The organism is Polynucleobacter sphagniphilus, assembly GCF_001953355.1.
Lineage (GTDB): Bacteria > Pseudomonadota > Gammaproteobacteria > Burkholderiales > Burkholderiaceae > Polynucleobacter > Polynucleobacter sphagniphilus.
On sequence record NZ_MPIY01000001.1, the window covers coordinates 442,953 to 465,278 of the forward strand.

Here is a 22,326-nt window from a genome sequence, read left to right on the forward strand (position 1 = left end):
ACAATTGCTATGAATAAATATTCCCAAGCCCTTGCTGTTGCATTATTGACGACCAGTCTGAGCGGTGCTGTTTTGGCTGCCGATGTGACTGTTCAGGCTACAGATGTGCAAAGCCTTAATTCCGTTGCAATGGCTAAACCGGCAGTAGATAAAGAAGATGTGGCTAAAAAATTAGCAAATCCAATTGCCAATATGATTTCTGTACCGCTGCAGTATGAGTTCAGCCGTGGCTTAGGTAAAAATCAAGGCGGTTCTGAGCAAACAGCCCTGTTACAACCAGTAGCCCCCTTTAATCTGGGTGGAGGTGATACCTTCATTGTGCGTCCGATCATCGCTGGGGTGAGGGAAGTCAGTATTGAAGGTGCCAATGGCCATCCTTATTCTGGCTATGGAATTGCTAGCGTTACCTTGGAATCCTTTTATGCCCCAGAAACAGGTTCCTCATGGGTTTGGGGTGTTGGACCTTATGCCCAATCACCATCAGGTAATAGCGGTCATTTTGGTTCACAGCAAACTGGAGCGGGTGTAACAGCAATTGCTCTTAATCGCGATGGTCCGTGGACTTATGGCCTCCTGGCATATCAATCATGGAGTGTAGGCGGCAATCCAATGTATGGCACTCAAAATGCACTCTTTGGTGAACCATTTATTGCCTATACGACTAAAAGCGCTTGGACCTTTTCATCCAACATGGAGGCTAACTACAACTATGATGCGCATCGCACGACTAATCCACTTTATGCAGGCGTTTCCAAAGTTGAGGTATTTGATGGTGTGCCAGTCTCCTTTGCCGCTGGTCCGATCTATTATGTAAGCAATGCGCCTGGAGGTCCTTCAGGTTGGGGTGCACGTGCAACAATCACACTGGTAATTCTTAAATAATTTCAATTCCGAGGAAAAATAATGAATGCAAGAATGATGAAAAAAATAGTGGCAGGCTCTTTATCGCTTGCCTTGGTATTCACACCATTGCTTGGCAATGCCTGTACTAGCTTCATGCTCAAAGCCAATGATGGCGGCTTTGTTTATGGCCGCACAATGGAATTTGGCTTAGCCCTCAAATCCCAATTAATGGTGATTCCACGTAACTTGCATATGCTTGGCGTAGGCGTTGATGGCAAACCCGGAACGGGTCTGAATTGGGATGCAAAGTATGCCGTTGCTGGTATGAATGGCTTGCATTTGCCAGTCTTGCTTGATGGTATGAATGAGAAGGGTCTTGTTGGGGGCTTACTCAATGCTCCTAATACAGCCCAGTTCCAAGCCGTAGCTCCAGCTGATTCAGCAAATAGCATTAGTTCTGCTCAAATCCTTACATACGCTTTAACGAGCTTTGCAACAGTTGAGGAAGCAAGGGCTGGCTTCGAGAAGATCAAGGTGAATCGCTCAACGATTCCACAGTTTCACAATGAGACCGCTCCGGTACGCATGACTTTGCATGATGCCAATGGTAAGAGTCTTGTGATTGAGTACATCAAAGGCCAATTGGTGATGACTGACAATCCAACTACGGTCATGACAAATGACCCAGTCTTTCGTGACCAGTTAAACAATATCGGTAACTATGCTAACTTATCTAGCATGGAGCGTCCGGCCTTAGTTATTAACGGTGCTAGCTATGGCCCACCCAGCTCAGGTAGCGGTTTGCATGGCTTGCCCGGCGACTATGAGAGTCCAAGTCGCTTTATTCGTGCGCTGTTTCTATCTAGCTCTGCTCCCACAAACTATTCCACCACTCAGCAGCTCAATACTGCATGGCATATCTTAGGTAGCTTTGACATTCCGCCAGGTGCCATTACATTGCCAGCAACCAATGCCTACGGTGGTGGTGCAGGTGGAGTTGAAACTACCGAATGGACTATTGTTGGCGATATGAAAAATAGGGTCTATTACATTAAGATGTTTGGTAATACGAATGTACAGGCGTTTGATCTGAAAAAGATTGATGTCAATGCCAAGGATATTAAGTACTACGAAGTAAATATTCCACAGACCTATATTCAGATTAACTAAGGCAGTTGATATTGAAGCGCTTCATTTTTAATGGCATTTAGTTTGTTCGCCTATAACGATGCAGCGCTTTAATTTCACACAAATAAACCACCTCCAGGTGGTTTTTTGTTATCAGTAAAGGGCTTCAAATGACTACTCATTTTCAAAATCCAATTTTAAAGAATGTAAATAGCATGACTGCAAGTGATTCTCCATTACAGACTGATCTTCGGGATTCTTTGCGCTCTTTAACCAAGGCTGCCGATTCCTTAAAAACACTATCTGATATGCTCGATCAACAACCGCAGTCATTGCTGTTTGGTAAACCATCCCAAGGAGCGAAATAATGCGTTTACTTTTAATAGCGGCTTTTCTGACTCTTGCACTCAGTGCCTGTAGTACATCACCTTCAAGCAAATATTATTTTTTTGAGTGCTGAGCCTATTGCTGCAGCACCAGCAAAGGCGAATGATGTGCGTATAGTTGTTGGTCCTATTACTGTGCCCGCCTTAAATGATCGACCTCAACTAATCAGCCAAACTGGTAAAAATGAGGTGCAAATAAATGAGTACCATCGTTGGGCTGGCTCCCTCAATAGCAATATTAGCCGCATCATTACTGCAAATATCGCGCAAGACTTGGGCGCTCCAAATGTCTGGAGTTTTTCACAAAGCACGCCAACAAAATACGATTATCAGGTTTTTATAGACGTTCAAACGCTAGAGAGTAAGCCTGGGGATGAGGTAATCGTTGATGCATTGTGGACAATTAAATCAACAAAAGCAGGTCATAATGAACCCACAGTCGGTCGAACCTTGGTGCATGAATCTGTAGCTGGCGAGGGATTTAATGCTTTGGTTGCCGCTCAAAGCCGGGCGTTTGCTAAGGTCAGTAAAGATATTGCTCTCTCAGGTGCCCTTCGTTAATGCAGCTTACTCTGATTTAATCTGGGAAGTTTGGATAGCTGCATTTTGGCAAGAGTGGGATAGAGTGGTCTACTGATCATTCTGGAAATTGCGCCTGCAATTAAGGCGCTCGCCATTAGGCTTAAGACCAGGCCGTGACCATCAATCATTTCCATCACAATGATGAATGAGGTGAGGGGGGCCTGAGTCACTGCAGCTAAAAATCCCGCCATACCGATCGCAATAAAGATTTGCGCATGAGGTAGAGAAAGAGTGGTTGAGATCGCGTTACCAATTCCGCCGCCAATGGCGAGTGATGGCGCGAATATCCCTGCAGGAACGCCCGACCAGGTGCTGAGCCATGTCGCAATCATTTTGAAGGGTACAAATAAATAGCTCGTGGACTCAGAGCCAGCAATAATTGCTTGGGTGTGGGTATAACCCGTTCCGTAAGTATCGCCATTACTGAGAAGTCCGATTGCGGCAACGATCAGCCCGCAAGCTCCCGCAAATAGCAGTGGGGATTTGATGCGAAAGTAGCCTAGAAGACCCTTGTTAAAACGCAAGGAGGCAATGATGATTTTTGAGAATAGCCCACCCAGGATCCCGCTAACTAGAATCACTAAAGTAGCTGGCCAAATCAGTAGTAGATTGAAGTCGCTCACATGGATTACCCCAAAGTAAGTGTAATTACCATCAATTGAGATACCCATGAGCCCGGCCAATACGATGGATGCAATCATGAGGCCATTACTGCGTTGCTCCAAGGACTTGGAGAGTTCTTCGATACAAAACATCACGCCTCCAAGTGGCGTATTGAAGGCTGCTGCTATACCTGCTGCACCCCCAGCCATGATAAGTGAGGCTTCTGATATCTGGGCGGTAGAAGGTAGCCAGCGTCGCGCATTACGCATGATGCCTGCTGCAATTTGCACCGAAGGCCCTTCTCTGCCAAGTGATAGGCCTGCCAGCAAGCCTCCTGCAGTCAAAATGACTTTAAAAAAACTCAGCCTTAAGGAGACAAACTGATTTCTCTGTGAAACGGGGCATTTTGGATCAAGCGCTGCGATCACTTGTGGGATGCCCGAGCCTGCCGAACCAGGCGCAAATTTACGAGTTAGATAAACAATCGCAACAGTGCAAAGCGGAGTCCAGATTAATGGCAGCCAAAAAGATTGAGATTGAAAATGTAAGAAGTAAGCAAAGGCAAGCTCTGCAAGTTTTGTAAAGCCCACAATCGTTAAGCCAGCTAATGCTGCGTAAGCTAGAACCATTGTTCTGCCTGCCCATAAACCCCAATTAAGAAATTCTTTTTTTAGGGTGATTAGAAAGCGAGCGTAGATCAATTTTTTCTCAAGAACGACATTATTTAATTGCGCTCTCAAGCTCCATGATGCGTTTGTGCAGCGCACGTTCCTCTGTGAAGCGAGCTGTGTCATCCCTAATAATGGCTGCTACTGCAGAAGCTTTACTATGCTCATCAAAGATCATGGAAACCGTAAAAGCAATGGATAGGGGGCTACCTGATTTATGTAAGGCAGGAACGGTTAATAATTTATCACCATAGCGAGTGGTACCTGTTTCCATGGAGTGGTCGTAACCTTCGTTGTGACGGGCTCTTAAGCGTTCAGGAATAATTAGATCCAAGGTTTTCCCTAGCGCCTCGGATTCGGTAAAGCCAAATATCCTCTCGGCAGCTGGATTCCAGTAAATAATTACACCTTTAGCGTCTGAGATGACAACGCCATCGCCAATTGAGCGAACTAGTACTTCAAAATTAATATTTGTACTCATAAAAATTGTTGTTTTCTAAGATGATCGATTTTCGGAATGCTTAAAAGATACTGCTGTACTGGCTGACATTCGGCCTCTCTACAATGGGCTTATGTGAAGCAATGGTCCCAATTGTAATAAAGCAAAGCGGCTCTTCCTCGGTCTGCAACGAGAAGAGGTTTCGTAATTTCTCGCTATAAAGCGCTTTGCCACTAGATAGACCTGATCCAAACCCAAGTGCATTTGCCATTAAAAGCATATTCTGAATAGCGCAACCAGCTGAGATTATCTTTTCTTGCTTGGGGATCGCATCAAGCCGGTTGTCTAGTTTTATGGTGGCCAAAAATAACAGGGGGCCGCGAAATGCCTTTTCTTTGGCCTCCAATATCTGCGCCGGGCTTGCTGACGCGTCTCTCTCAATCAAGGCATCTGCAAATACAGCCCCTAATAGCTGACGACTAGCTTCACTTACTTCATAAAAGTGCCAGGGGGTAATTCGGCCGTGATCTGGCGCTGCGCTAGCTGCGCTGATGATTTCAGCTTTTTGTTCTGGCGAGGGGCCGGGAGTGACCAGCCTTTTTGGAGAAATATGCTGACGGCTGTGAATAAAGGTTTTCGCAAGATCATTCACGTTGCCCACCTCATTCTTAAAAGCCAAAGTCACTAAGGCTGGGATGATCATCCGGTCTTCTACCCAAAGGCCAAAAGAATTTACGATCTGATTCTTTGATTGGCAGATCATTGATGCTGGCAAAGCGCCGCATCATGAAACCATGCTCATTAAATTCCCAGTTTTCATTACCAAAGCTACGTGTCCAGTTACCTGAATCATCGTGGCATTCATAGGCAAAGCGAACGGCGATCCGATTATCTGTAAAAGCCCAAAGTTCCTTAATGAGTCGGTAATCCAATTCTTTAGCCCATTTGCGTTTTAGAAATTCTTTAACCTGTTCGCGTCCTTTGGGAAATTCTGCGCGGTTTCTCCACACAGTATCTTCCGTGTAAACCAGGGATACCTTAACTGAGTCACGCGTATTCCATGCATCTTCAGCCAAGCGGATCTTCTTAATGGCGGTTTCTTTGGTAAATGGTGGGAGGGGTGCTTTTTGTTCCAAATTGGCTCCGATCTTTTGTTACCCATAAGGATATACCGAGATATGCCTAAAGTAGCCTTCAAAATCTTATTTTGGTGTATTTATACCTCAATGAATTACATTCCCTTTTTTCGAGTTAGTAAAAAGATTTAGTAAACGATCAATGGTTTTAACATGGACTTAGGCGACCCCCGGCGTGAATGGTGATGTAGTTTGCTTGCTTCAGGATGGATTGAGGGCAGGGCAGTTTACCCAGGAGAATTTCCGAAGTAATGTGCGCAGTTAAATTAGCATTAATCTCTCCAAAAGGATTGTTATCGCTAAAGCGCTCCTCTTGGCTGCTATAAGTACTGCCATCGGCAGCTAAAAAATGTAATTCTGGCAAGCGTTGCAGGGAGGCAGTTGGCTCGCCTTCGTTACCTCTCATTAAAATCGCATTCGCCGATTTCAGTTGGAAGTATTCCTTGAGTTTTGCGGGGTACTCAGGATGAGTGTAGTTTGATATTTGCCAACTATTGTGTATCGTTGGATTAATCAGTTTAGCTAGAACATGTCCAGTATTGCGCAATCCAATCTGCTCGCGTATATCAAGGAGTCTTTGCAGCGCTGGCGAAATGACTTTAAGTGGGCAAAAGATGGGAAGCTGGGCACCAATGAATAAGCCAAGATCTTTCGTATGATGAAGGATGGGCCAACCGAGAGAGTGAAATATTTCATAGGTGGTCACTCTGGCCTGGTCATGCTCGATACCCTGGACCAGAACAGTCAGACCTTTTGCCGCAATTAGACCTGCTAATAATGGCGTCAGGTTCGCTTGTTTTCTGGCGCCGTTATAACTTGGTAGCACAATGGTTGGTCTGGTCCCGGTATCTAGCAGGGTGAGTTCGGGCAGAAGGGCATCCATGAATCCCATTAATTCCGAGGCTGACTCCCCTTTGATGCGCATTGCAATACAGAATGCACCTAGCTCTAAATCACTGACCTGGCCCGAAATGATGAGGGAGAAAGCTTCTTGGGATTGCTCGCGAGTGAGGTCACCAGAACCCTTGCTCCCCCTACCGACTATTTTTAGAAATTGTGTGATGCTCATTGCAAGATTATGCAGCGAGTTCAGCTTTTAGATGCAAGGTAATAATTTGCTTAATTTCCGGCTTACAGGAACCGCAGTTAGTGCCGCATTGGGTATTGGTTTGTAAAATAGCCAATGCTTGGTCGGGATTGGTGCCAGTTGGCATCTCTTCTAGAGATGCAGTTATTGTCTCTGCCGTTACGTTATAACAGTTGCAAATTGCCTTGCCTCTGGGTTTTAGTTCAACAGGGGCTTTGCTGACCGGAAGAAGCAGGGATCGACCAAGACTTTTAGCGTCTAGTCCTCGTTCAAGGTATTCCCTAAGCCATTCGGTGCTAGCTAGGCTGTCAATTGAGCCAGTCAACATGGCAGAGAGTACGGTTTCTTTTGCACGCACCAGACGCACAACACCTCTGCGTTTATCTTGATAACGCATGACAGGGTCAGGCGATGCATCATTGAGTTGAAATTGGAGCATTACCTGAGTCAAGCCCAAGCTTGCAAGTGACTCAGGTTCTTCTGCGGGATCGCAATGGTGTGCCGCTTTAAATGAGACTCCGATGAATTCACCATCTTGCTCTCTACCGAATAATACACATTGCGCAGAATCAAATTCACCCAAGGTCTTTCGCAGTGAATTTTGAATCGCAAATGCCACATTTTTTGAAAAGAGACCAAATGCCACTAGGCGCCACGGTAAATTGGTCGGCAAAATTTTGATGGCAGAATGCTTTAATTCTGGTTGACCTGATACTGGATCAATAGCGCCGCAGGTAAGACCATTAACGCCTCGACCGGCTGTCTTACCGGCACAACCCGAAATAAATTCAGAGCCCCAGTGCATTGCGATGAAGGCTTGGGATGACGCGATATCTTCAGAAATCTTTACTGGAAATATTTCACTTCCACGTCTGCTGGTGACATGCACTAAAGAGCCGTTTTCTAAATTCATGCGTCCCGCGTCTTTTGGCGAGATTTCAATGCAGGGCTCGGGAGAGTGCGCATAGAGCGTTCCAACCGTCCCCGTTCTACTCATGCCGTGCCATTGATCTCTGAGGCGTCCGGTATTTAATGCAAAAGGGTAGCGTGCATCCACAGCTTCCACGGTTGCCTTATACGGCGCAGCAATAAAGCGGGCTTTCTTATTTTTGGTTGGAAAGATTCCATCGGCATACAATCTTTTTTTGCCAGCATTCGATCCGATTGGCATCGGCCATTGTTGTGGGCCACACTCCTCCAGAATGGCGTAGCTCAGGCCGGTGATATCTAAATCGCGTCCTTGAGTGCTCGCCCGATGCTCATTCCAAATATCCTCTGGCGTGAGATAGGGGAAGAGGGTTTCTACCCCATCCCTTTTGGTATTCGGTAAGAGCGGTTCTAATGCCCTCGCAACATCAAGCGCAATTTGCCAATCATGCTTAGAGGATTCGTATGGAGCAATTGCGGGGTTGACTCTTGAAATTCTGCGCTCCGAGTTTGTGACGGTGCCAGTTTTCTCGGCCCAGGTTGTTGCTGGTAATAAGACATCTGCATACAGTGTCGTTGCTGTATTGGCATAAGCATCTTGGACCACTACAAATTTAGCCTTGCTTAAACCTTCATGCACCACATTAAGATCAGGCATCGATTGGGCGGGGTTGGTACACACAATCCAAATAGCTTTAAGTTCCCCGTTACGCAGCGCTTCGAACATAGGAATAGCACTGAGGCCAGGCTTTTCGGGGACCGAGTGAACTCCCCATAGGTCGGCTACCTCTTGACGATGTTCTGGGTTAGACAAATCTCTATGTGCTGATAGTAGGTTGGCCAAACCACCAACCTCACGGCCTCCCATGGCATTAGGTTGGCCAGTCAAAGAGAAGGGGCCTGCGCCTGGCTTGCCAATTTGCCCTGTGGCCAAATGTAAATTTACTAAGGCGGCATTTTTAGCTGTTCCGGATGCGGATTGATTTAATCCCTGGCAATACATTGAAAGAGTTGCGCCAGATCTTGCGAACCATTCACTCGCAAGATAAAGATCCTTTTCCTTGATCCCGCAAATTCCAGCAACCGCTTTGGGTGTGAAATCCCTCACCAAATCTTTTAAGACGTCAAATCCTTCGGTAAACGATGCAATATAAGATTCATCTAGCCACTTTTCCCAAAGCATAATGTGAAGCATGCCGTGATATAGCGCAACATCAGTGCCCGGTTGGATTTGTAGGTAAAGGTCTGCTTCCTTAGCGGTATCAGTTCTTCTGGGATCAACAACAATCACTTTCATATTCGGATTGTTTTTGCGGGCATCCTCGAGGCGCCTATACAAAATAGGGTGTGCAAACGCTGTATTTGAACCAGTAATAAAAATGGTTGATGCAACATCAATATCTTCATAAGAACAAGGCGGGGCATCCATGCCCAAGGTTTGCTTATAGCCAGCAACTGCACTAGACATGCAGAGACGAGAGTTCGTATCAATATTATTTGCGCCAATTAAGCCCTTCATGAGCTTATTAAATACGTAATAGTCCTCGGTCAGTAGTTGCCCTGAAACATAAATTCCAACAGACTCGGGGCCATGCTCTTTAATAATCTCCGCAAATCGATTGGCGATAGTTTGGGTTGCCTTACTCCATGAAACATCGGCAGGAATCGCACCTCGCTCTTGCCGGATAGCTGGTTGACCTAGGCGAGCCTGTTTTTGTAACTCTGGATTAGCAGTTAAATGTAGGGTTGAACCCTTGCTACAGAGTCTTCCAAAATTGGCGGGATGATCAGGGTCGCCGCGTACACCAATTACTTCAGCCTTGCTGCTATGATTATCTGCAGTCTCAATAATTACCCCGCAGCCAACACCACAATAACAGCAGGTGCTTTTAACCTCAGCCATGACTAGTTTGGATTTCCTTGCGATTAAGCCATACGACACCAGATTCTACTTTCACTGCAAAGGATTTAGAGCAACCTTCGTCTGGAGCGGCGGCGCAACCAGTAGTTAAATCGATATTCCACGAATGAAGAGGGCAGGTGACTGATTTGCCATGAACAATGCCTTGGGATAATGGGCCCCCTTTATGGGGGCATTCATCCAAGACTGCAAAAACTTCATCTTCGGTATTTCGGAAAATAGCAATTTTTCCTGCTGGTACTTGTATCACGCGCGCACCCAATACTGGTATATCTTCAACCGTTATGATTTTCTGCCATTGTGAAGCTTGAGAATTAGACATTACCTACCTCCACAATTGGAATTGTTTTAAATTGACGGATATCCACGCCAGCACGCTCAAAATCCTTCCATGGATCTGGGGCATCCTTCAAATCAAAGAGTAATCTTTCATAAAGCGCTTTGCGATTTTCCGCATCATCAACTACTTTTTGTTTGATGTATTCCATACCAACGCGCGCTAAATAATGAACCGTTCGATCAAGGTACCAAGCCTCTTCGCGATATAGCTGCAGGAAGGCTCCCGAATATTCTCGAACCTCTTCATCGCTTTTAACTTTACAGAGAAATTCTGCAACTTCCGTTTTAATGCCGCCATTACCTGCAATATAAATTTCCCAGCCGGAATCAACACCAATAATGCCTACGTCTTTGATGCCTGCCTCGGCACAATTTCTTGGGCACCCCGAGACTGCAAGCTTAACCTTGTGTGGGGCATACATCCCAAATAGCATGCGCTCGAGTTCTACACCCATTTTCATGGATGATTGAGTGCCAAAGCGGCAATGTTCATCGCCCACACAGGTTTTTACGGTGCGAATAGATTTACCATAAGCATGACCAGAAGGCATATCAAGCTCCTTCCAGACTGCCGGCAAATCATCTTTCTTGATCCCCAGGAGGTCAATGCGTTGACCTCCTGTTACTTTGACTGTTGGCACATTATATTTTTCTGCAACATCGGCGATGCGTCGCAGTTCTGAGGGGGTGGTTAGTCCACCAAACATTCTAGGTACCACTGAATAAGTCCCATCTTTTTGAATATTGGCGTGGGCGCGCTCATTGATGAAGCGTGATTGTGGGTCATCAATTGCTTCGTGAGGCCATGTGGAGATTAGGTAGTAGTTCAATGCAGGTCTACAAGTAGCGCAACCATTTGGAGTTCTCCAGTCGAGCTTTTCACGGACCTGCTCCTGAGAAATCAGGCGATCTGAGTGAATGGCTGAGCGGATCTCGTCATGAGAGAGATCAGAGCAGCCGCAGATGGATTTCTTCTTGGGGGTGGCCGAGTAATCAGTGCCCAGAACATTCATCAATACTTGCTCAACAAGCCCGGTGCATGAACCGCAAGAGCTGCTGGCTTTGGTGCACTTCTTCACTTCATCAAGTGTGAATAAGCCTTGTTCACGAATAGCTTTAACTATGGTCCCCTTGCTTACACCATTACAGCCACAGATTTCGTCTTCATCGGTCATGCCTGCTGCTTTATTGTGACCTTGGTGCCCGACATCGCCAATATTTGATTCTCCAAACATCAAGCTGTCTCGAATTTCAGCAACGCTTTGTTCATCACGCATTAGCTTGAAGTACCAGGTGCTATCTGCAGTATCGCCAAACATACAGGCGCCTATGAGGCGATCGTCTTTGAGCACCAATTTTTTATAAACACCACCAATTGGGTCTGCGAGCGTAATTTCTTCTGTGCCTTCACCACCCATAAAATTTCCAGCGGAGAATAGATCTACCCCGGTCACCTTTAATTTGGTAGAGGTAACCGATCCCTCGTAGCGGCCAATTCCGAGTTCGGCCAAATGGTTTGCGCATACCTTGGCTTGCTCAAAAAGCGGAGCAACTAAACCATAGGCAGTCCCGCGATGGCTTGCACATTCACCCACTGCGTAAACCCGTGGATCATAAGTTTGTAAGGTGTCGTTGACAACAATGCCTCGATTGCAATGTAGACCGGCCGATTCGGCGAGTGCAGTATTGGGTTTAATGCCAGCTGCCATCACCACTAAATCCGCTGGAATCTCAAGGCCGCCTTTAAAGCGAATCGAACCAACGCGATCGCCAGCCGCATTGGGCAAAATTGCTTCCGTAGAGGTCTTTAGCAAGAACCGCAAGCCTTTTTCTTCCAATGATTTTTGCAATAAATCAGCTGCAGTTTTATCGAGCTGTCTCTCCATTAACCAATCAGCAAGATGAATGACTGTCACACTCATGCCTCGAAGTGCTAGTCCATTAGCAGCCTCTAATCCCAATAATCCGCCGCCAATGACTACGGCATTTTTGTATTTAGTGGCCACCTCGATCATCTCATTGGTATCTTTGATGTCGCGATAGGCAATCACGCCAGGTAGATCGTTGCCAGGTACAGGCAGAATGAAAGGGAGGGAGCCTGTGGCTATCAGAAGGCGGTCATAGGATTCAATCGTGCCATCATCTGCGGTAACAGTTCGCTCCTTGCGATCGATCTTGGTAATTTTTTTGCCAAGGTGTAAATGGATATGATTGTCTTTGTACCAATCAAGCTCATTGAGAACAATTTGCTCTAAGGTTTGTTCTCCAGCTAAAACGGGAGAAAGCAGGATGCGGTTGTAGTTTGGGTAAGATTCTGCGCCAAAAATGGTGATGTCATAGAGCTCTGGGTCGAGCTTTAATAACTCTTCGATGGTTCTGACGCCCGCCATTCCATTGCCAATCATCACTAACTTTTGTTTTTTCACGGTCGTCCGCTGCCTATCTCAGTTCAATTGAAGGGGTTTTTCATTTTAAATATAGGTGTTAACAATGCCCTACAGGGAGGATTGATTCCCCAGTCTAGTGCATAAACATTCGTTAATGTGCATTGACCAACAAGTTGGTGCATGGAAGTAGGTCACCTTCATTTCCACTTGATTTAATCAAGCTATGCAAAACACTATTCACAAGCTACTCTCATCAAAGGCGCTTCAAGCTGGGGTTTATTTGGTTGGAGCTGGTCCTGGTGCCTTTGACCTTATTACTGTGCGGGGGGCTAGCCTTTTGGCAAGTGCTGACATTGTTCTTCACGATGCCTTAATTGACCCACGAATGTTGGAGTGGTGTTCGGGAGCAAAGTTAGTGGAAGTGGGTAAGCGTTGCGGCGCCCATTCCAACTCCCAACGCTTTATTAATAAGCAGCTGGTTGATGCCGCCAAAAAATTTGCTGTTGTTGTTCGTCTGAAGGGGGGTGATCCCTTAATTTTTGGTCGCGCCATGGAGGAAATTGCTGCATTGGAGTCTGAGAATATTTATTTTGAAATTGTTCCCGGAATTACTACAGCCTTAGCTGCTTCGGCGGCATTAAAGCAGCCCCCAACAGTTCGCAATGTCAGCAGAACATTAACCTTAACTACTATGTCAAGCCACCTATCTTACGAGGATGCTGGCACTACAATTTATTACATGGGTCGCGAACAGTTGCCTGAAATTGCTAATTCACTAATCGAAAGCGGTCGAGATGAGGGTACTCCTGTTTGCCTGGTTGAGTCAGTGAGCCTTGAAAATCAAAGAATGATCGGTACCTCACTTGCTGAGTTATTGAGCATTGACCCAAGCCATATTTTTCCGGATCGCAACCCCGTTATTGTGATGGTAGGGGAGGTATATCAATCCAAGGCAAAAGAATTATTGCCTCTAAGTTATTTACTCGGAAGCCAGAACATGAGGGCTGCAATTCAGGCTGCTGCTTAATCCATTCCCACTAAAGACACTCTCTATGAATATGAAAACTCAAAACGAAAAACTCTCTTTCTGGAAGGTGGGTAACAAACCTACCTTATTGTGTGCATTTCTCTATTTCGATCTGAGTTTTATGGTGTGGGTCGTATTGGGGCCACTCGGCGTGCAAATTTCAAAGGACTTGGGATTGACGGCCGCTCAAAAAGGTTTGATGGTTGCCACCCCATTATTAGCCGGCGCCTTTCTCAGAATTGTGATGGGGTTTTTAGTGGACTATCTCAAGCCTAAAAAGACCGGCATGATTGCACAAATCATTGTGATGCTCAGTCTGGCTTGGGCATGGCTGGGTGATTTGAGTCAATATCAAAATCTTTTAGTACTTGGATCCTTGTTGGGGGTTGCTGGCGCTTCTTTCGCGGTTGCTTTGCCGCTAGCATCAAGATGGTATCCACCCGAACATCAAGGTGCCGCTCTTGGGATTGCTGGAGCTGGTAATTCAGGAACTGCATTTGCCGCTATCTTTGCGCCAACCTTAGGGCTCATGTTTGGTTGGCAGAATGTGTTTGGCCTCGCTCTTATTCCTTTGTTTATCGTATTTGTGATTTACATTGCCTTTGCGAAAGATGCACCCGATGCCCCAGCCGCTAAATCGATCGTTGAGTATCTACAGGTATTAAAGGATAAAGATGCTTGGTGGTTTATGTTCTTCTATAGCGTTACTTTCGGCGGCTTTTCTGGATTGGCCTCTTCACTAACCATCTATTTCAATAGTCAATACGGTCTATCGCCTGTAACTGCTGGCTACTTTACGGCTGCATGTGTTTTTGCTGGTTCCCTTGTGCGACCAATGGGCGGCATCCTGTCAGATCGTATTGGCGGTATTAAGACGCTGTCGTGCACTTATATCGTTGCAGCGATTGCTTTAGTGGTGGCAAGCTTCGGTTTGCAATCGGCACTTGGTGCGGTGCTTGCTTTCGTGGTAACAATGCTAGCTTTGGGAACTGGTAATGGCGCAGTATTTCAATTAGTGCCACAGCGTTTTCGTAAAGAAATTGGTGTAATGACTGGTATTGTCGGCATGGCTGGTGGTATTGGCGGCTTCTATTTGGCATCAAGCCTAGGCTACTCAAAGCAAATCACAGGTAGCTATCAATTTGGCTTTAGTATCTTTGCAGGTCTTGCTCTAGTCGCTTTGCTTGGGCTGTCTGCAGTGAAAAAGCGCTGGCGTACCACTTGGGGTAGCTCAGCAATGACCTCCGCAAAAATCTAACTTAATCCAATTTACTCGTGGTTCAATGGGGATGCTAATGTTATAGCAATCCCCATTTCTATAGATTGAATCTTAAACATGCCACTTGCTGTGTCGACTGCTTTTGCTACCAACCCAGGTGTGCGAGATCGCAATGAGGATTTTGTTGGACTAGTTACTCCAAGCGGTTTAGATCTTTCCACCAAAGGCCTTATCGCTGCTGTAGCAGACGGTGTTTCTGGCAATGAAGGTGGTCGTGAAGCATCTGAGTACTCCGTAAGAGGTCTGCTTGCAGATTACTATGCAACGCCCGAAACATGGGCTGTCACGCAATCTTTAGAGCGCGTTATCACCGCCATTAATTCGTGGATACAAAAGCAGGGCTCCATTCGGAGAGAATTAGCAGGGATGGCTTCAACCTTAACTGCCCTAGTATTGCGTGGAAATTATTATTACTTTTCTCATGTTGGCGATACACGCCTCTATTTGTTACGCGATAAAGTATTTACCAAATTAACCAGCGATCACGTTTGGGATCGACCTGAGATGCAGCATGTGCTGACACGCGCAGTTGGGCTTGATACGCAAATTACGATTGATCATGGCATGGGAAGAATCATGCTGGGCGATGTATTTCTTCTGCTGAGCGATGGGGTTTGGTCATCTATGTCTGAATACGACATCTCTTTTTACCTATCTGATTTCTCCGAAAATAAACAAAATTCTGAGCAGACGGTAAATGAACTCATAAAAAATGCCTTAGAAAATGGCTCTAAAGATAATTTAACGGCCCTAGTGCTTAAAGTGGATGCATTGCCAGAAGAGGACTTAAGGGATGCCCTTTCATCATCTAAGCTTCTGCCATTGCCGCCTTTATTGAGGGTGGGTCAAGTCTTAGATGGTTTAGAGGTCGATGAGATTCTGCATCAGTCGATGGCTACCGTGGTGTATCGCGTGCACGATCTTAAAGCCAATAGAAAGCTGGTACTCAAAACACTTAATCCAGATCGTCAAAAGGACGTCGAAGAGTTGGCAGCTTTTGCACATGAGGAGTGGGTTGCATCAAGAGCTATTGCGCGTTTCTTTCCAGAAGTGGTTCAAGCACAAGAGAAAAATTATAGTTACTACTTAACTACATGGCATGATGGCGCCACCTTTGAGCAGCGCATAGGAGTTGGGGAGCACTTTTTAGTCTCCGACATGATTTCTTATGCCGAGCAACTGGTCAGAGCTATTGGGGCATTACATCGCCGCAGCATTCTTCACCGTGATATCAAGCCTGCAAATATTCACCTTGGTAGTGATGGACAGTTGCGCATTCTTGATTTTGGAATCGCGCAAACTGGAATGGAGGGGGGCGAGGTAAGTATCTCCAGTAGGGCTGGAACACCCTCTTATTTGGCTCCCGAACAATTTGATGGTGAGTCAGCATCACCAAAAACCGATCTTTATGCAGTGGGCGTGAACTTGTATTACGTCCTAACGCGACATTACCCCTACGGAGAAGTGGAGCCTTTTCAGAAACCTCGCTTTAGTGATCCAGTTAGTCCAACTCGTTACCGCCCAGAAATACCGGCATGGTTCGAGAATATCTTACTCAAGGCAGTTTCTCGAGACCCGCAGAATCGATTTGAAACTGCCGAAGAGATGCTCATTGCGATCGAGCGTGGAGCAAGCCATCCAATTGTAAAACCATCTGCGACTCCCATTATTGAGCGTGATGCTTTAACGATCTGGAGGTTAATTGCGATTTCATCGCTAGCAATCAACTTCCTAGCGATCTATTTGTTTATTGTTTCTCGCTGATGCCTGCGAGCTTGGGCTCAGTTTTCTAAATGGAGTTATATTGATATGCATTTATATGGACACTGGCGCTCATTGGCAACCTACAGAGTCAGAGTGGCTCTGAAGTTGAAGGCAATTGATGCGAAGATTGTGGCAATAGACTTATTGAGTAAAGAGCATCTAGGGGAGCGCTACCATGCAATTAATCCCCAAGGTCTTTTACCGGCTTTAGAGATCGATGATGGCACGGTTTTATTTCAATCTATGGCAATCATTGAGTACTTGGATGAAGCATTCCCAGACCCCCCTTTGTTGCCAATTGATTTAGCGGGTAGAGCGAAGGTACGAGGCTTGGCCCAAATCATTGCTGCTGATGCTCATCCTTTGATGGTTCCTCGCGTTCGAGATTATCTGACTGAAAATATTGGGTTGGATTCATATGGGGTAAAAAAATGGATCGATCGTTTTGCCCTCCCCGCATTTGAAGCAATTGAGATATTTTTGAGGACCCAAGAACACTCAGGCAAATATTGTTATTTCGATACACCGGGGCTGGCGGATATATTCTTGGCGTCACATGTAATTGGTGCCGGGTTCTTTGGGTGCGGCCTCGATCCATTTCCGCGCATTCAAAAAATATACGAGGCATGTGTTGGGCTAGAGGCATTTTCAAGTTCGCACCCCTTGAGTCAAGCTGGCGCGCCAGCACATATCTAAAAATTAGCCAATGATCATATCCAATCATTCCTCAGCTCAAATAATGCAAATTGCAGTAGTGGGGGCGCATCTTGCCGGCATGCCGCTGCACTATCAGTTAACTGATAGGGGATGCCATTTTATTAAAGCATGCAAAACAGCATCCTCTTATCGACTTTATGCGTTGGCAAATACCAATCCATCTAAGCCTGGTTTGGTAAGAGTATCTGAAGCAGGAGTGGCGATAGATCTAGAGGTTTATGAAATGCCAATTATTGAAGTAGGTTCATTTCTTAACTTAATTGGGCATCCGCTTGGTTTGGGCTCAGTCGAGCTGGATGATGGTGCATGGGTTAAAGGCTTTATCTGTGAGCCACAAGCAATCATTTCCGGGGTCGATATTAGTCAGTTTGGTGGTTGGAGATCCTATGTAAGGGGTCTTGGCTGAAGGCTGCCCAACCTCACTTTTTAGCTTAACCCTATTTTGGTGCAGCAACTTTGCTTTCGGTTTGATTTGGTGCATCTGACTGCTTTGCCTTGAGGGGCGATCGATAAAATTTGCTCATCTGTTCAGTCGTTGAACTTACTCAATAGCAGGAGTTTGAAATGAATCCTTATCGCCCCTTTGATCCAGATAGGCCGCTATTCTCAAGTCGTTGCAGCTGTGGTCGCCACGCCTCGGATGTAGAGCATCAAAAAGACCAATTTGCATTGGCGGTGGATGAGGAGCAGGCCAGCGCCGACTTTATTGAAGCCAGTCTCGTTAAGGCCTTATTTCCCGAGGAAAGTCGCAGGCGCGCTTTTCTAAAGTCAGTTGGCGTGGGTGAAGCAATGAGTGTGTTGTCGAGCTTTTTGCCAATCGATTCTTTGCAGGCGATGGCTCAAGAAAAAGCACCACTTGAAAAGCCGGATTTAAAAATTGGCTTTATTGCCATTACTTGCGCAACTCCATTAATCATGGCCGACCCTTTGGGGTTTTATAAAAAGCAGGGCCTCAACGTTACTTTGAGCAAGACTGCTGGCTGGGCTTTGATTCGTGACAAGATGATTAATAAAGAGCACGATGCTTCGCACTTCTTGTCACCAATGCCGATCTCCATGTCAATGGGTTTGGGTTCTGATCCTGCGCAGATGCGTGTTGCCACGATTCAAAACGTCAATGGCCAAGCAATTACCTTAGCTAATAAGCATAAGGATAATCGTGACCCTAAAAAATGGAAGGGCATGAAATTTGCCGTTCCATTTGAGTATTCCATGCACAACTTTTTATTGCGCTACTACGTATCTCAGGCTGGCCTCGATCCAGATAAAGATATTCAAATTCGTGTTACACCGCCGCCAGAAATGGTTGCTAACTTACGCGCTGGGAATATTGATGGATTTCTTGGGCCCGATCCATTTAATCAGAGGGCGGTGTATGACGAGGTAGGCTTTATTCATTTGCTGACCAAAGATATTTGGGACGGACATCCTTGCTGCGCCTTTGGCACTTCAGATGAGTTCATCAAGAAAAATCCCCATACATTTGCTGCGCTCTATCGCGCAGTATTGAATGCCTCCACCATGGCTCGTGATCCAGCTAATCGACCTTTGATTGCAAAAGTGATTTCTACTCCTAATTACCTCAATCAACCTGAAACAGTGGTAATGCAGGTTCTCACTGGTAAGTTTGCAGATGGTCTTGGCAACGTTCAAAATGTTCCCGATCGAATCGACTTTAACCCAATCCCTTGGTACTCCATGGCTACATGGATGTTGACTCAAATGCAGCGTTGGGGATACATCAAAGGCGATGTGAACTACAAAGATATTTCCGAAAAAATATTCTTGTTAACAGATGCCAGAAAATACATGACTGAGACAGGTATTGCTATACCAGAGCAGGCTAAAGCGGGTTATAAGAAGTCCAAGATTATGGGTAAAGAATTTGATCCAAGCCAGCCAGCTGCATACCTTAAATCTTTCCCGATCGCCAAGAAATAAGCAGAATATTGAATGAAAAAGTTATCTGTAAAGGTAAGGGGCGCCATTCTTTCAATTGGTATTCTATTTACCTGTTTGTTTATTTGGCATCTGGCCACCACTCAAAAAGCTGCATCAGTGGAAACTTCTGCTGCTGCTAATGAATATAGCAGCTTGATGGGGCAGGGTGATGGCGGATCGACTCCAAAGTCGGGGTTCCCAACCCTCACTCAGGTTGGTGAGACGATATACACCCAGCTCTCACATCCTTTTTATGACAATGGACCAAACGACAAAGGCATTGGCATACAGTTGGGCTACTCTTTGCTGAGAGTGGGGCTCGGGTTCTTCTTGGCAATGCTTATTGCAATCCCGTTTGGTTTTTTAATTGGCATGTCTCCATTGGCATATCAAGCTTTTAATCCTTTCATCCAGATACTAAAACCAATCTCACCTTTAGCTTGGATGCCGATTGCGCTTTATACGATCAAGGATTCTTCTGCTTCCGGAATCTTCGTAATCTTTATCTGTTCTATTTGGCCAATGTTGCTCAATACAGCATTTGGAGTTGCCAATGTTCGTAAAGAATTGTTAAACGTGACCAAGACGCTAGAGGTTTCCCCTTTGCGTAAGGCATTTTTAGTTATTCTGCCTGCAGCCGCACCAACTATTTTGACGGGAATGCGTATTTCTATGGGTATTGCATGGCTGGTGATAGTTGCTGCCGAAATGCTCGTAGGTGGTACAGGAATCGGATATTTTTTATGGAATGAGTGGAATAACTTATCACTCTCCAGCGTTATTTTTGCAATTCTCATGATTGGTATTGTGGGAATGTTGCTTGACATGGCATTCGCCAAGCTACAAAAGGCGGTTTCCTATGTCGATTGAAAACACTTTCCTAAAGGTTCAGGGCCTTTCAAAATCCTATAAGACCGATGCGCCCCCAGTTTTTGAGGGGATTAATTTTGAAATTGAGCGTGGTGAGTTCGTTTGCATCATCGGCCACTCAGGCTGTGGCAAGACTACCATTTTGAATGTGCTGGCTGGTCTAGAGGAGGCTAGTAGCGGTACTGCAATTATGTTGGGCAAACATATTGAAGGGCCTAGCCTCGAGCGTGGGGTTGTTTTTCAGGGTCACGCTTTGATGCCTTGGATGAGCGTGCTACAAAACGTTTGCTTTGCCGTTAAATCCAAGTATCCCAATTGGTCAAAACCCCAGATTATTGACCATGCTAAAAAATATTTAGCATTGGTTGGTTTGGTTAATGCAGAAAACAAAAAGCCATCAGAGTTATCTGGTGGCATGAAGCAGCGAGTTGGTATTGCCAGAGCATTTGCAATTGAGCCCAAAATGCTCTTGCTTGATGAGCCATTTGGTGCCTTGGATGCATTAACGCGTGGCGTGATTCAAGACGAGTTATTGAAAATATGTAAGCAAACTCATCAGACGGTATTCATGATTACACATGATGTTGATGAGGCTATTTTGCTTTCAGACAAAATACTCTTAATGAGTAATGGCCCAAATGCTCGGATTGCTGAGATTGTTATCAATACCTTACCAAAAGGACGCAAAAGAGCGAGCATGCATCATGATTCAATGTATTACCCGATGCGCAATCACTTGGTTGACTTTTTAGTAAATCGTTCCAAAGATTTGCAGATGAAGGGTGCTAAGGGAGAATTGGATGGCTACAACCCTGTCATAGTATTGCCTGGTATTGATACCCCAGAAATGTAATAAACGCAGATTTCAATTAAGGAGAAAAAGATGGATCGTTCAGTCGTAACCCAGAAGATCATAGAGGCAAAAGTTCGCAAAGGAATGAAGTGGAGCGAGATCGCTAAATCAATCGGCGAATCAAAAGAGTGGGTAACGGCAGCATGTTTGGGTCAAATGACCTTTACCAAGCCCCAAGCAGAGGTTGCTGGCAGCTTATTTGATTTAACTGATGAAGAAATGGCTTGGCTACAGATTGTTCCTTATAAAGGCTCGTTACCAACCAGCGTACCAACAGATCCATTGATTTATCGCTGGTATGAGATTGTGAATGTGTACGGTACCACTATCAAGGAGCTCATTCATGAAGAGTTTGGTGATGGCATCATGAGTGCAATTGATTTCTCCATGGATATTCAGCGTGAGCCAGATCCAAAGGGTGATCGTGTGCAAGTGGTGTTGTCAGGAAAATACCTCTCCTACAAGACATACTAATTCCAGTAAACGAAAATAAGCCACCTCCGGGTGGTTTTTTCTTTCCGGCGCCTAACTTGGGCATTGAGTATCATCATCTAGTAATGAAGCCCATTTTGTATTCTTATCGCCGTAGTACATGCAGAATGGTAGTCAGCCGCAGCAATTTAAGCCATGCTGGTGATTGCGAGATCATCAATAAGGAGTATTGCTATGGCTGACCACTTAAACAATAAACCCTATGGGGCATGGATTGCAATTGATATTGCCAAGGACTTTAATACCGTGTTAAGCGAGACTAAAGAAGGTAAACGACAGCATTTTCGGATGGCTAATTCTGCTGCCGATCATGATCGTTTTATTGCTTTTCTAAAGAGCTTACCGCCGCCTTGCATTATTGGGTTTGAGGCAACCGGCAATTACCACCGCGCATTAGGGCATCGCTTGGTAGCGGCGGGGTTTGAAGTCTGTTTTATTTCCTCGGTAGCTAGTGCCCGGTACAGAGAGGTGATGTTCAACTCCTGGGATAAAAATGACCCCAAGGATGCTGCAGTGCTTTTAGAGCTGCTTAAGCAAGGGATTATTCAACGTTATGTTGACCCATTAATTGCAGGGCATCATGATCTCCAAGAGTTATCTAAAACCTACTATCAAGTGACCTTGAGTCGCACGCGCTTACAGCATTCCCTCCTTACCCATTACCTGCCACTATATTTTCCGGAGATGGGTAAATGGTGGAACAGTACTCGCGCAGACTGGTGGATTAATTATCTTTTGCACTTCCCCATCCCTAGCGCAGTAACGAAGCACTCTCAAGAAGCGTTTTGCCAGATTGCCAGCCCTGTCATTGGCCGCAAGGTTAATAAAGCGGCTAAGCTTATTGAGCTCTATGAGACCGCCTTGCATAGCATTGGACTACCTGTTGAGGCAGATTCCTTGGCTTGCAAAACCTTTCAAATACAACTGAGACGCTATC

Annotated in this window: 22 protein-coding genes; 14 read left to right on the plus strand and 8 right to left on the minus strand. The window is 45.6% G+C overall.

Annotation, left to right across the window (positions count from 1 at the left end; genetic code table 11):
• The first annotated feature begins 9 nt into the window (after positions 1 to 9).
• From BOQ04_RS02275 to BOQ04_RS02290, 4 genes are all read left to right on the plus strand, one after another.
• Entirely contained in the window at positions 10 to 882 is an 873-nt protein-coding gene (locus tag BOQ04_RS02275; RefSeq protein ID WP_083657479.1) for a hypothetical protein, read from the plus strand.
• Positions 883 to 903: 21 nt separating this feature from the next.
• Positions 904 to 2,013, plus strand: coding sequence for a linear amide C-N hydrolase (locus BOQ04_RS02280; protein WP_076023120.1), 1,110 nt, complete (start codon positions 904 to 906; stop codon positions 2,011 to 2,013).
• A gap of 128 nt (positions 2,014 to 2,141) precedes the next feature.
• The gene (locus BOQ04_RS02285) at positions 2,142 to 2,339 is read left to right on the plus strand and encodes a hypothetical protein (protein WP_076023121.1); all 198 of its coding nucleotides are present in this window, start codon (positions 2,142 to 2,144) and stop codon (positions 2,337 to 2,339) included.
• 81 nt (positions 2,340 to 2,420) lie between these two features.
• The gene (locus BOQ04_RS02290; RefSeq protein WP_158025470.1) at positions 2,421 to 2,918 is read left to right on the plus strand and encodes a PqiC family protein; all 498 of its coding nucleotides are present in this window, start codon (positions 2,421 to 2,423) and stop codon (positions 2,916 to 2,918) included.
• Here BOQ04_RS02290 and BOQ04_RS02295 read toward each other — a convergent pair.
• The 8 genes from BOQ04_RS02295 to nirB all read right to left on the minus strand — a co-directional run bounded on the left by BOQ04_RS02295 (position 2,915) and on the right by nirB (position 12,485).
• A complete protein-coding gene (locus BOQ04_RS02295; RefSeq protein ID WP_233126604.1) occupies positions 2,915 to 4,171 on the minus strand; it encodes a chloride channel protein in 1,257 nt (418 codons plus the stop codon). The genes BOQ04_RS02290 and BOQ04_RS02295 overlap by 4 nt on opposite strands.
• Before the next feature lie 91 nt (positions 4,172 to 4,262).
• Positions 4,263 to 4,691, minus strand: coding sequence for a PAS domain-containing protein (locus tag BOQ04_RS02300; RefSeq protein WP_076023122.1), 429 nt, complete (start codon positions 4,689 to 4,691; stop codon positions 4,263 to 4,265).
• Between the two features lie 40 nt (positions 4,692 to 4,731).
• The gene (locus BOQ04_RS02305) at positions 4,732 to 5,352 is read right to left on the minus strand and encodes a nitroreductase family protein (RefSeq protein WP_076023123.1); all 621 of its coding nucleotides are present in this window, start codon (positions 5,350 to 5,352) and stop codon (positions 4,732 to 4,734) included.
• On the minus strand, positions 5,318 to 5,785 hold the full coding sequence (locus BOQ04_RS02310; protein WP_420875812.1) for a nuclear transport factor 2 family protein: 468 nt from the start codon (positions 5,783 to 5,785) through the stop codon (positions 5,318 to 5,320). Before BOQ04_RS02310 ends, BOQ04_RS02305 begins: the two co-directional genes overlap by 35 nt.
• A gap of 148 nt (positions 5,786 to 5,933) precedes the next feature.
• Positions 5,934 to 6,854, minus strand: coding sequence for a DNA-binding protein YbiB (ybiB, locus tag BOQ04_RS02315; protein WP_076023125.1), 921 nt, complete (start codon positions 6,852 to 6,854; stop codon positions 5,934 to 5,936).
• Between the two features lie 7 nt (positions 6,855 to 6,861).
• Positions 6,862 to 9,702 (minus strand): nitrate reductase, encoded by a 2,841-nt coding sequence (locus tag BOQ04_RS02320; protein ID WP_076023126.1) that lies wholly within the window; start codon positions 9,700 to 9,702, stop codon positions 6,862 to 6,864.
• Positions 9,695 to 10,042 (minus strand): nitrite reductase small subunit NirD, encoded by a 348-nt coding sequence (gene nirD / locus BOQ04_RS02325; RefSeq protein ID WP_076023127.1) that lies wholly within the window; start codon positions 10,040 to 10,042, stop codon positions 9,695 to 9,697. Before nirD ends, BOQ04_RS02320 begins: the two co-directional genes overlap by 8 nt.
• A complete protein-coding gene (gene nirB / locus BOQ04_RS02330; RefSeq protein ID WP_076023128.1) occupies positions 10,035 to 12,485 on the minus strand; it encodes a nitrite reductase large subunit NirB in 2,451 nt (816 codons plus the stop codon). The genes nirD and nirB overlap by 8 nt, the downstream gene beginning before the upstream one ends.
• A gap of 184 nt (positions 12,486 to 12,669) precedes the next feature.
• Here nirB and cobA point away from each other — a divergent pair, with 184 nt between their 5' ends.
• The 10 genes from cobA to BOQ04_RS02380 form a co-directional block, all read left to right on the plus strand.
• Positions 12,670 to 13,473 carry a uroporphyrinogen-III C-methyltransferase gene (cobA, locus tag BOQ04_RS02335; RefSeq protein ID WP_076023129.1) on the plus strand — a complete coding sequence of 268 codons (804 nt, stop codon included), beginning with the start codon at positions 12,670 to 12,672 and terminating at the stop codon, positions 13,471 to 13,473.
• Positions 13,474 to 13,504: 31 nt separating this feature from the next.
• The gene (locus tag BOQ04_RS02340; RefSeq protein ID WP_076023192.1) at positions 13,505 to 14,731 is read left to right on the plus strand and encodes a nitrate/nitrite transporter; all 1,227 of its coding nucleotides are present in this window, start codon (positions 13,505 to 13,507) and stop codon (positions 14,729 to 14,731) included.
• 78 nt (positions 14,732 to 14,809) lie between these two features.
• Entirely contained in the window at positions 14,810 to 16,516 is a 1,707-nt protein-coding gene (locus tag BOQ04_RS02345; protein WP_076023130.1) for a bifunctional protein-serine/threonine kinase/phosphatase, read from the plus strand.
• 45 nt (positions 16,517 to 16,561) lie between these two features.
• Complete coding sequence (gene maiA / locus BOQ04_RS02350; RefSeq protein ID WP_076023131.1) at positions 16,562 to 17,212, plus strand: maleylacetoacetate isomerase; 651 nt, start codon at positions 16,562 to 16,564, stop codon at positions 17,210 to 17,212.
• 43 nt (positions 17,213 to 17,255) lie between these two features.
• Entirely contained in the window at positions 17,256 to 17,639 is a 384-nt protein-coding gene (locus BOQ04_RS02355) for an allophanate hydrolase-related protein (protein ID WP_076023132.1), read from the plus strand.
• A 158-nt stretch (positions 17,640 to 17,797) separates the two neighbouring features.
• On the plus strand, positions 17,798 to 19,174 hold the full coding sequence (locus tag BOQ04_RS02360; protein WP_076023133.1) for a CmpA/NrtA family ABC transporter substrate-binding protein: 1,377 nt from the start codon (positions 17,798 to 17,800) through the stop codon (positions 19,172 to 19,174).
• A gap of 12 nt (positions 19,175 to 19,186) precedes the next feature.
• Positions 19,187 to 20,044: a nitrate ABC transporter permease gene (ntrB, locus tag BOQ04_RS02365; RefSeq protein WP_076023134.1), complete on the plus strand. Its 858-nt coding sequence runs from the start codon at positions 19,187 to 19,189 to the stop codon at positions 20,042 to 20,044.
• Complete coding sequence (locus tag BOQ04_RS02370) at positions 20,034 to 20,897, plus strand: ABC transporter ATP-binding protein (RefSeq protein WP_076023135.1); 864 nt, start codon at positions 20,034 to 20,036, stop codon at positions 20,895 to 20,897. The genes ntrB and BOQ04_RS02370 overlap by 11 nt, the downstream gene beginning before the upstream one ends.
• A gap of 30 nt (positions 20,898 to 20,927) precedes the next feature.
• Positions 20,928 to 21,371: a cyanase gene (gene cynS, locus BOQ04_RS02375; RefSeq protein ID WP_076023136.1), complete on the plus strand. Its 444-nt coding sequence runs from the start codon at positions 20,928 to 20,930 to the stop codon at positions 21,369 to 21,371.
• Between the two features lie 192 nt (positions 21,372 to 21,563).
• Positions 21,564 to 22,326, plus strand: a 763-nt coding sequence (locus BOQ04_RS02380) for an IS110 family transposase (protein WP_143742138.1), incomplete at its 3' end; no start/stop codon positions are given.

Coding starts and splice junctions, on each gene's coding strand:
- BOQ04_RS02275 (WP_083657479.1), top strand. CDS start 10: ATGAATAAATATTCCCAAGCCCTTGCTGTTGCATTATTGACGACCAGT.
- BOQ04_RS02280 (WP_076023120.1), top strand. CDS start 904: ATGAATGCAAGAATGATGAAAAAAATAGTGGCAGGCTCTTTATCGCTT.
- BOQ04_RS02285 (WP_076023121.1), top strand. CDS start 2,142: ATGACTACTCATTTTCAAAATCCAATTTTAAAGAATGTAAATAGCATG.
- BOQ04_RS02295 (WP_233126604.1), bottom strand. CDS start 4,171: ATGGTTCTAGCTTACGCAGCATTAGCTGGCTTAACGATTGTGGGCTTT.
- BOQ04_RS02300 (WP_076023122.1), bottom strand. CDS start 4,691: ATGAGTACAAATATTAATTTTGAAGTACTAGTTCGCTCAATTGGCGAT.
- BOQ04_RS02305 (WP_076023123.1), bottom strand. CDS start 5,352: ATGATCATCCCAGCCTTAGTGACTTTGGCTTTTAAGAATGAGGTGGGC.
- ybiB (WP_076023125.1), bottom strand. CDS start 6,854: ATGAGCATCACACAATTTCTAAAAATAGTCGGTAGGGGGAGCAAGGGT.
- BOQ04_RS02320 (WP_076023126.1), bottom strand. CDS start 9,702: ATGGCTGAGGTTAAAAGCACCTGCTGTTATTGTGGTGTTGGCTGCGGG.
- nirD (WP_076023127.1), bottom strand. CDS start 10,042: ATGTCTAATTCTCAAGCTTCACAATGGCAGAAAATCATAACGGTTGAA.
- cobA (WP_076023129.1), top strand. CDS start 12,670: ATGCAAAACACTATTCACAAGCTACTCTCATCAAAGGCGCTTCAAGCT.
- BOQ04_RS02340 (WP_076023192.1), top strand. CDS start 13,505: ATGAAAACTCAAAACGAAAAACTCTCTTTCTGGAAGGTGGGTAACAAA.
- BOQ04_RS02345 (WP_076023130.1), top strand. CDS start 14,810: ATGCCACTTGCTGTGTCGACTGCTTTTGCTACCAACCCAGGTGTGCGA.
- maiA (WP_076023131.1), top strand. CDS start 16,562: ATGCATTTATATGGACACTGGCGCTCATTGGCAACCTACAGAGTCAGA.
- BOQ04_RS02355 (WP_076023132.1), top strand. CDS start 17,256: ATGCAAATTGCAGTAGTGGGGGCGCATCTTGCCGGCATGCCGCTGCAC.
- BOQ04_RS02360 (WP_076023133.1), top strand. CDS start 17,798: ATGAATCCTTATCGCCCCTTTGATCCAGATAGGCCGCTATTCTCAAGT.
- ntrB (WP_076023134.1), top strand. CDS start 19,187: ATGAAAAAGTTATCTGTAAAGGTAAGGGGCGCCATTCTTTCAATTGGT.
- BOQ04_RS02370 (WP_076023135.1), top strand. CDS start 20,034: ATGTCGATTGAAAACACTTTCCTAAAGGTTCAGGGCCTTTCAAAATCC.
- cynS (WP_076023136.1), top strand. CDS start 20,928: ATGGATCGTTCAGTCGTAACCCAGAAGATCATAGAGGCAAAAGTTCGC.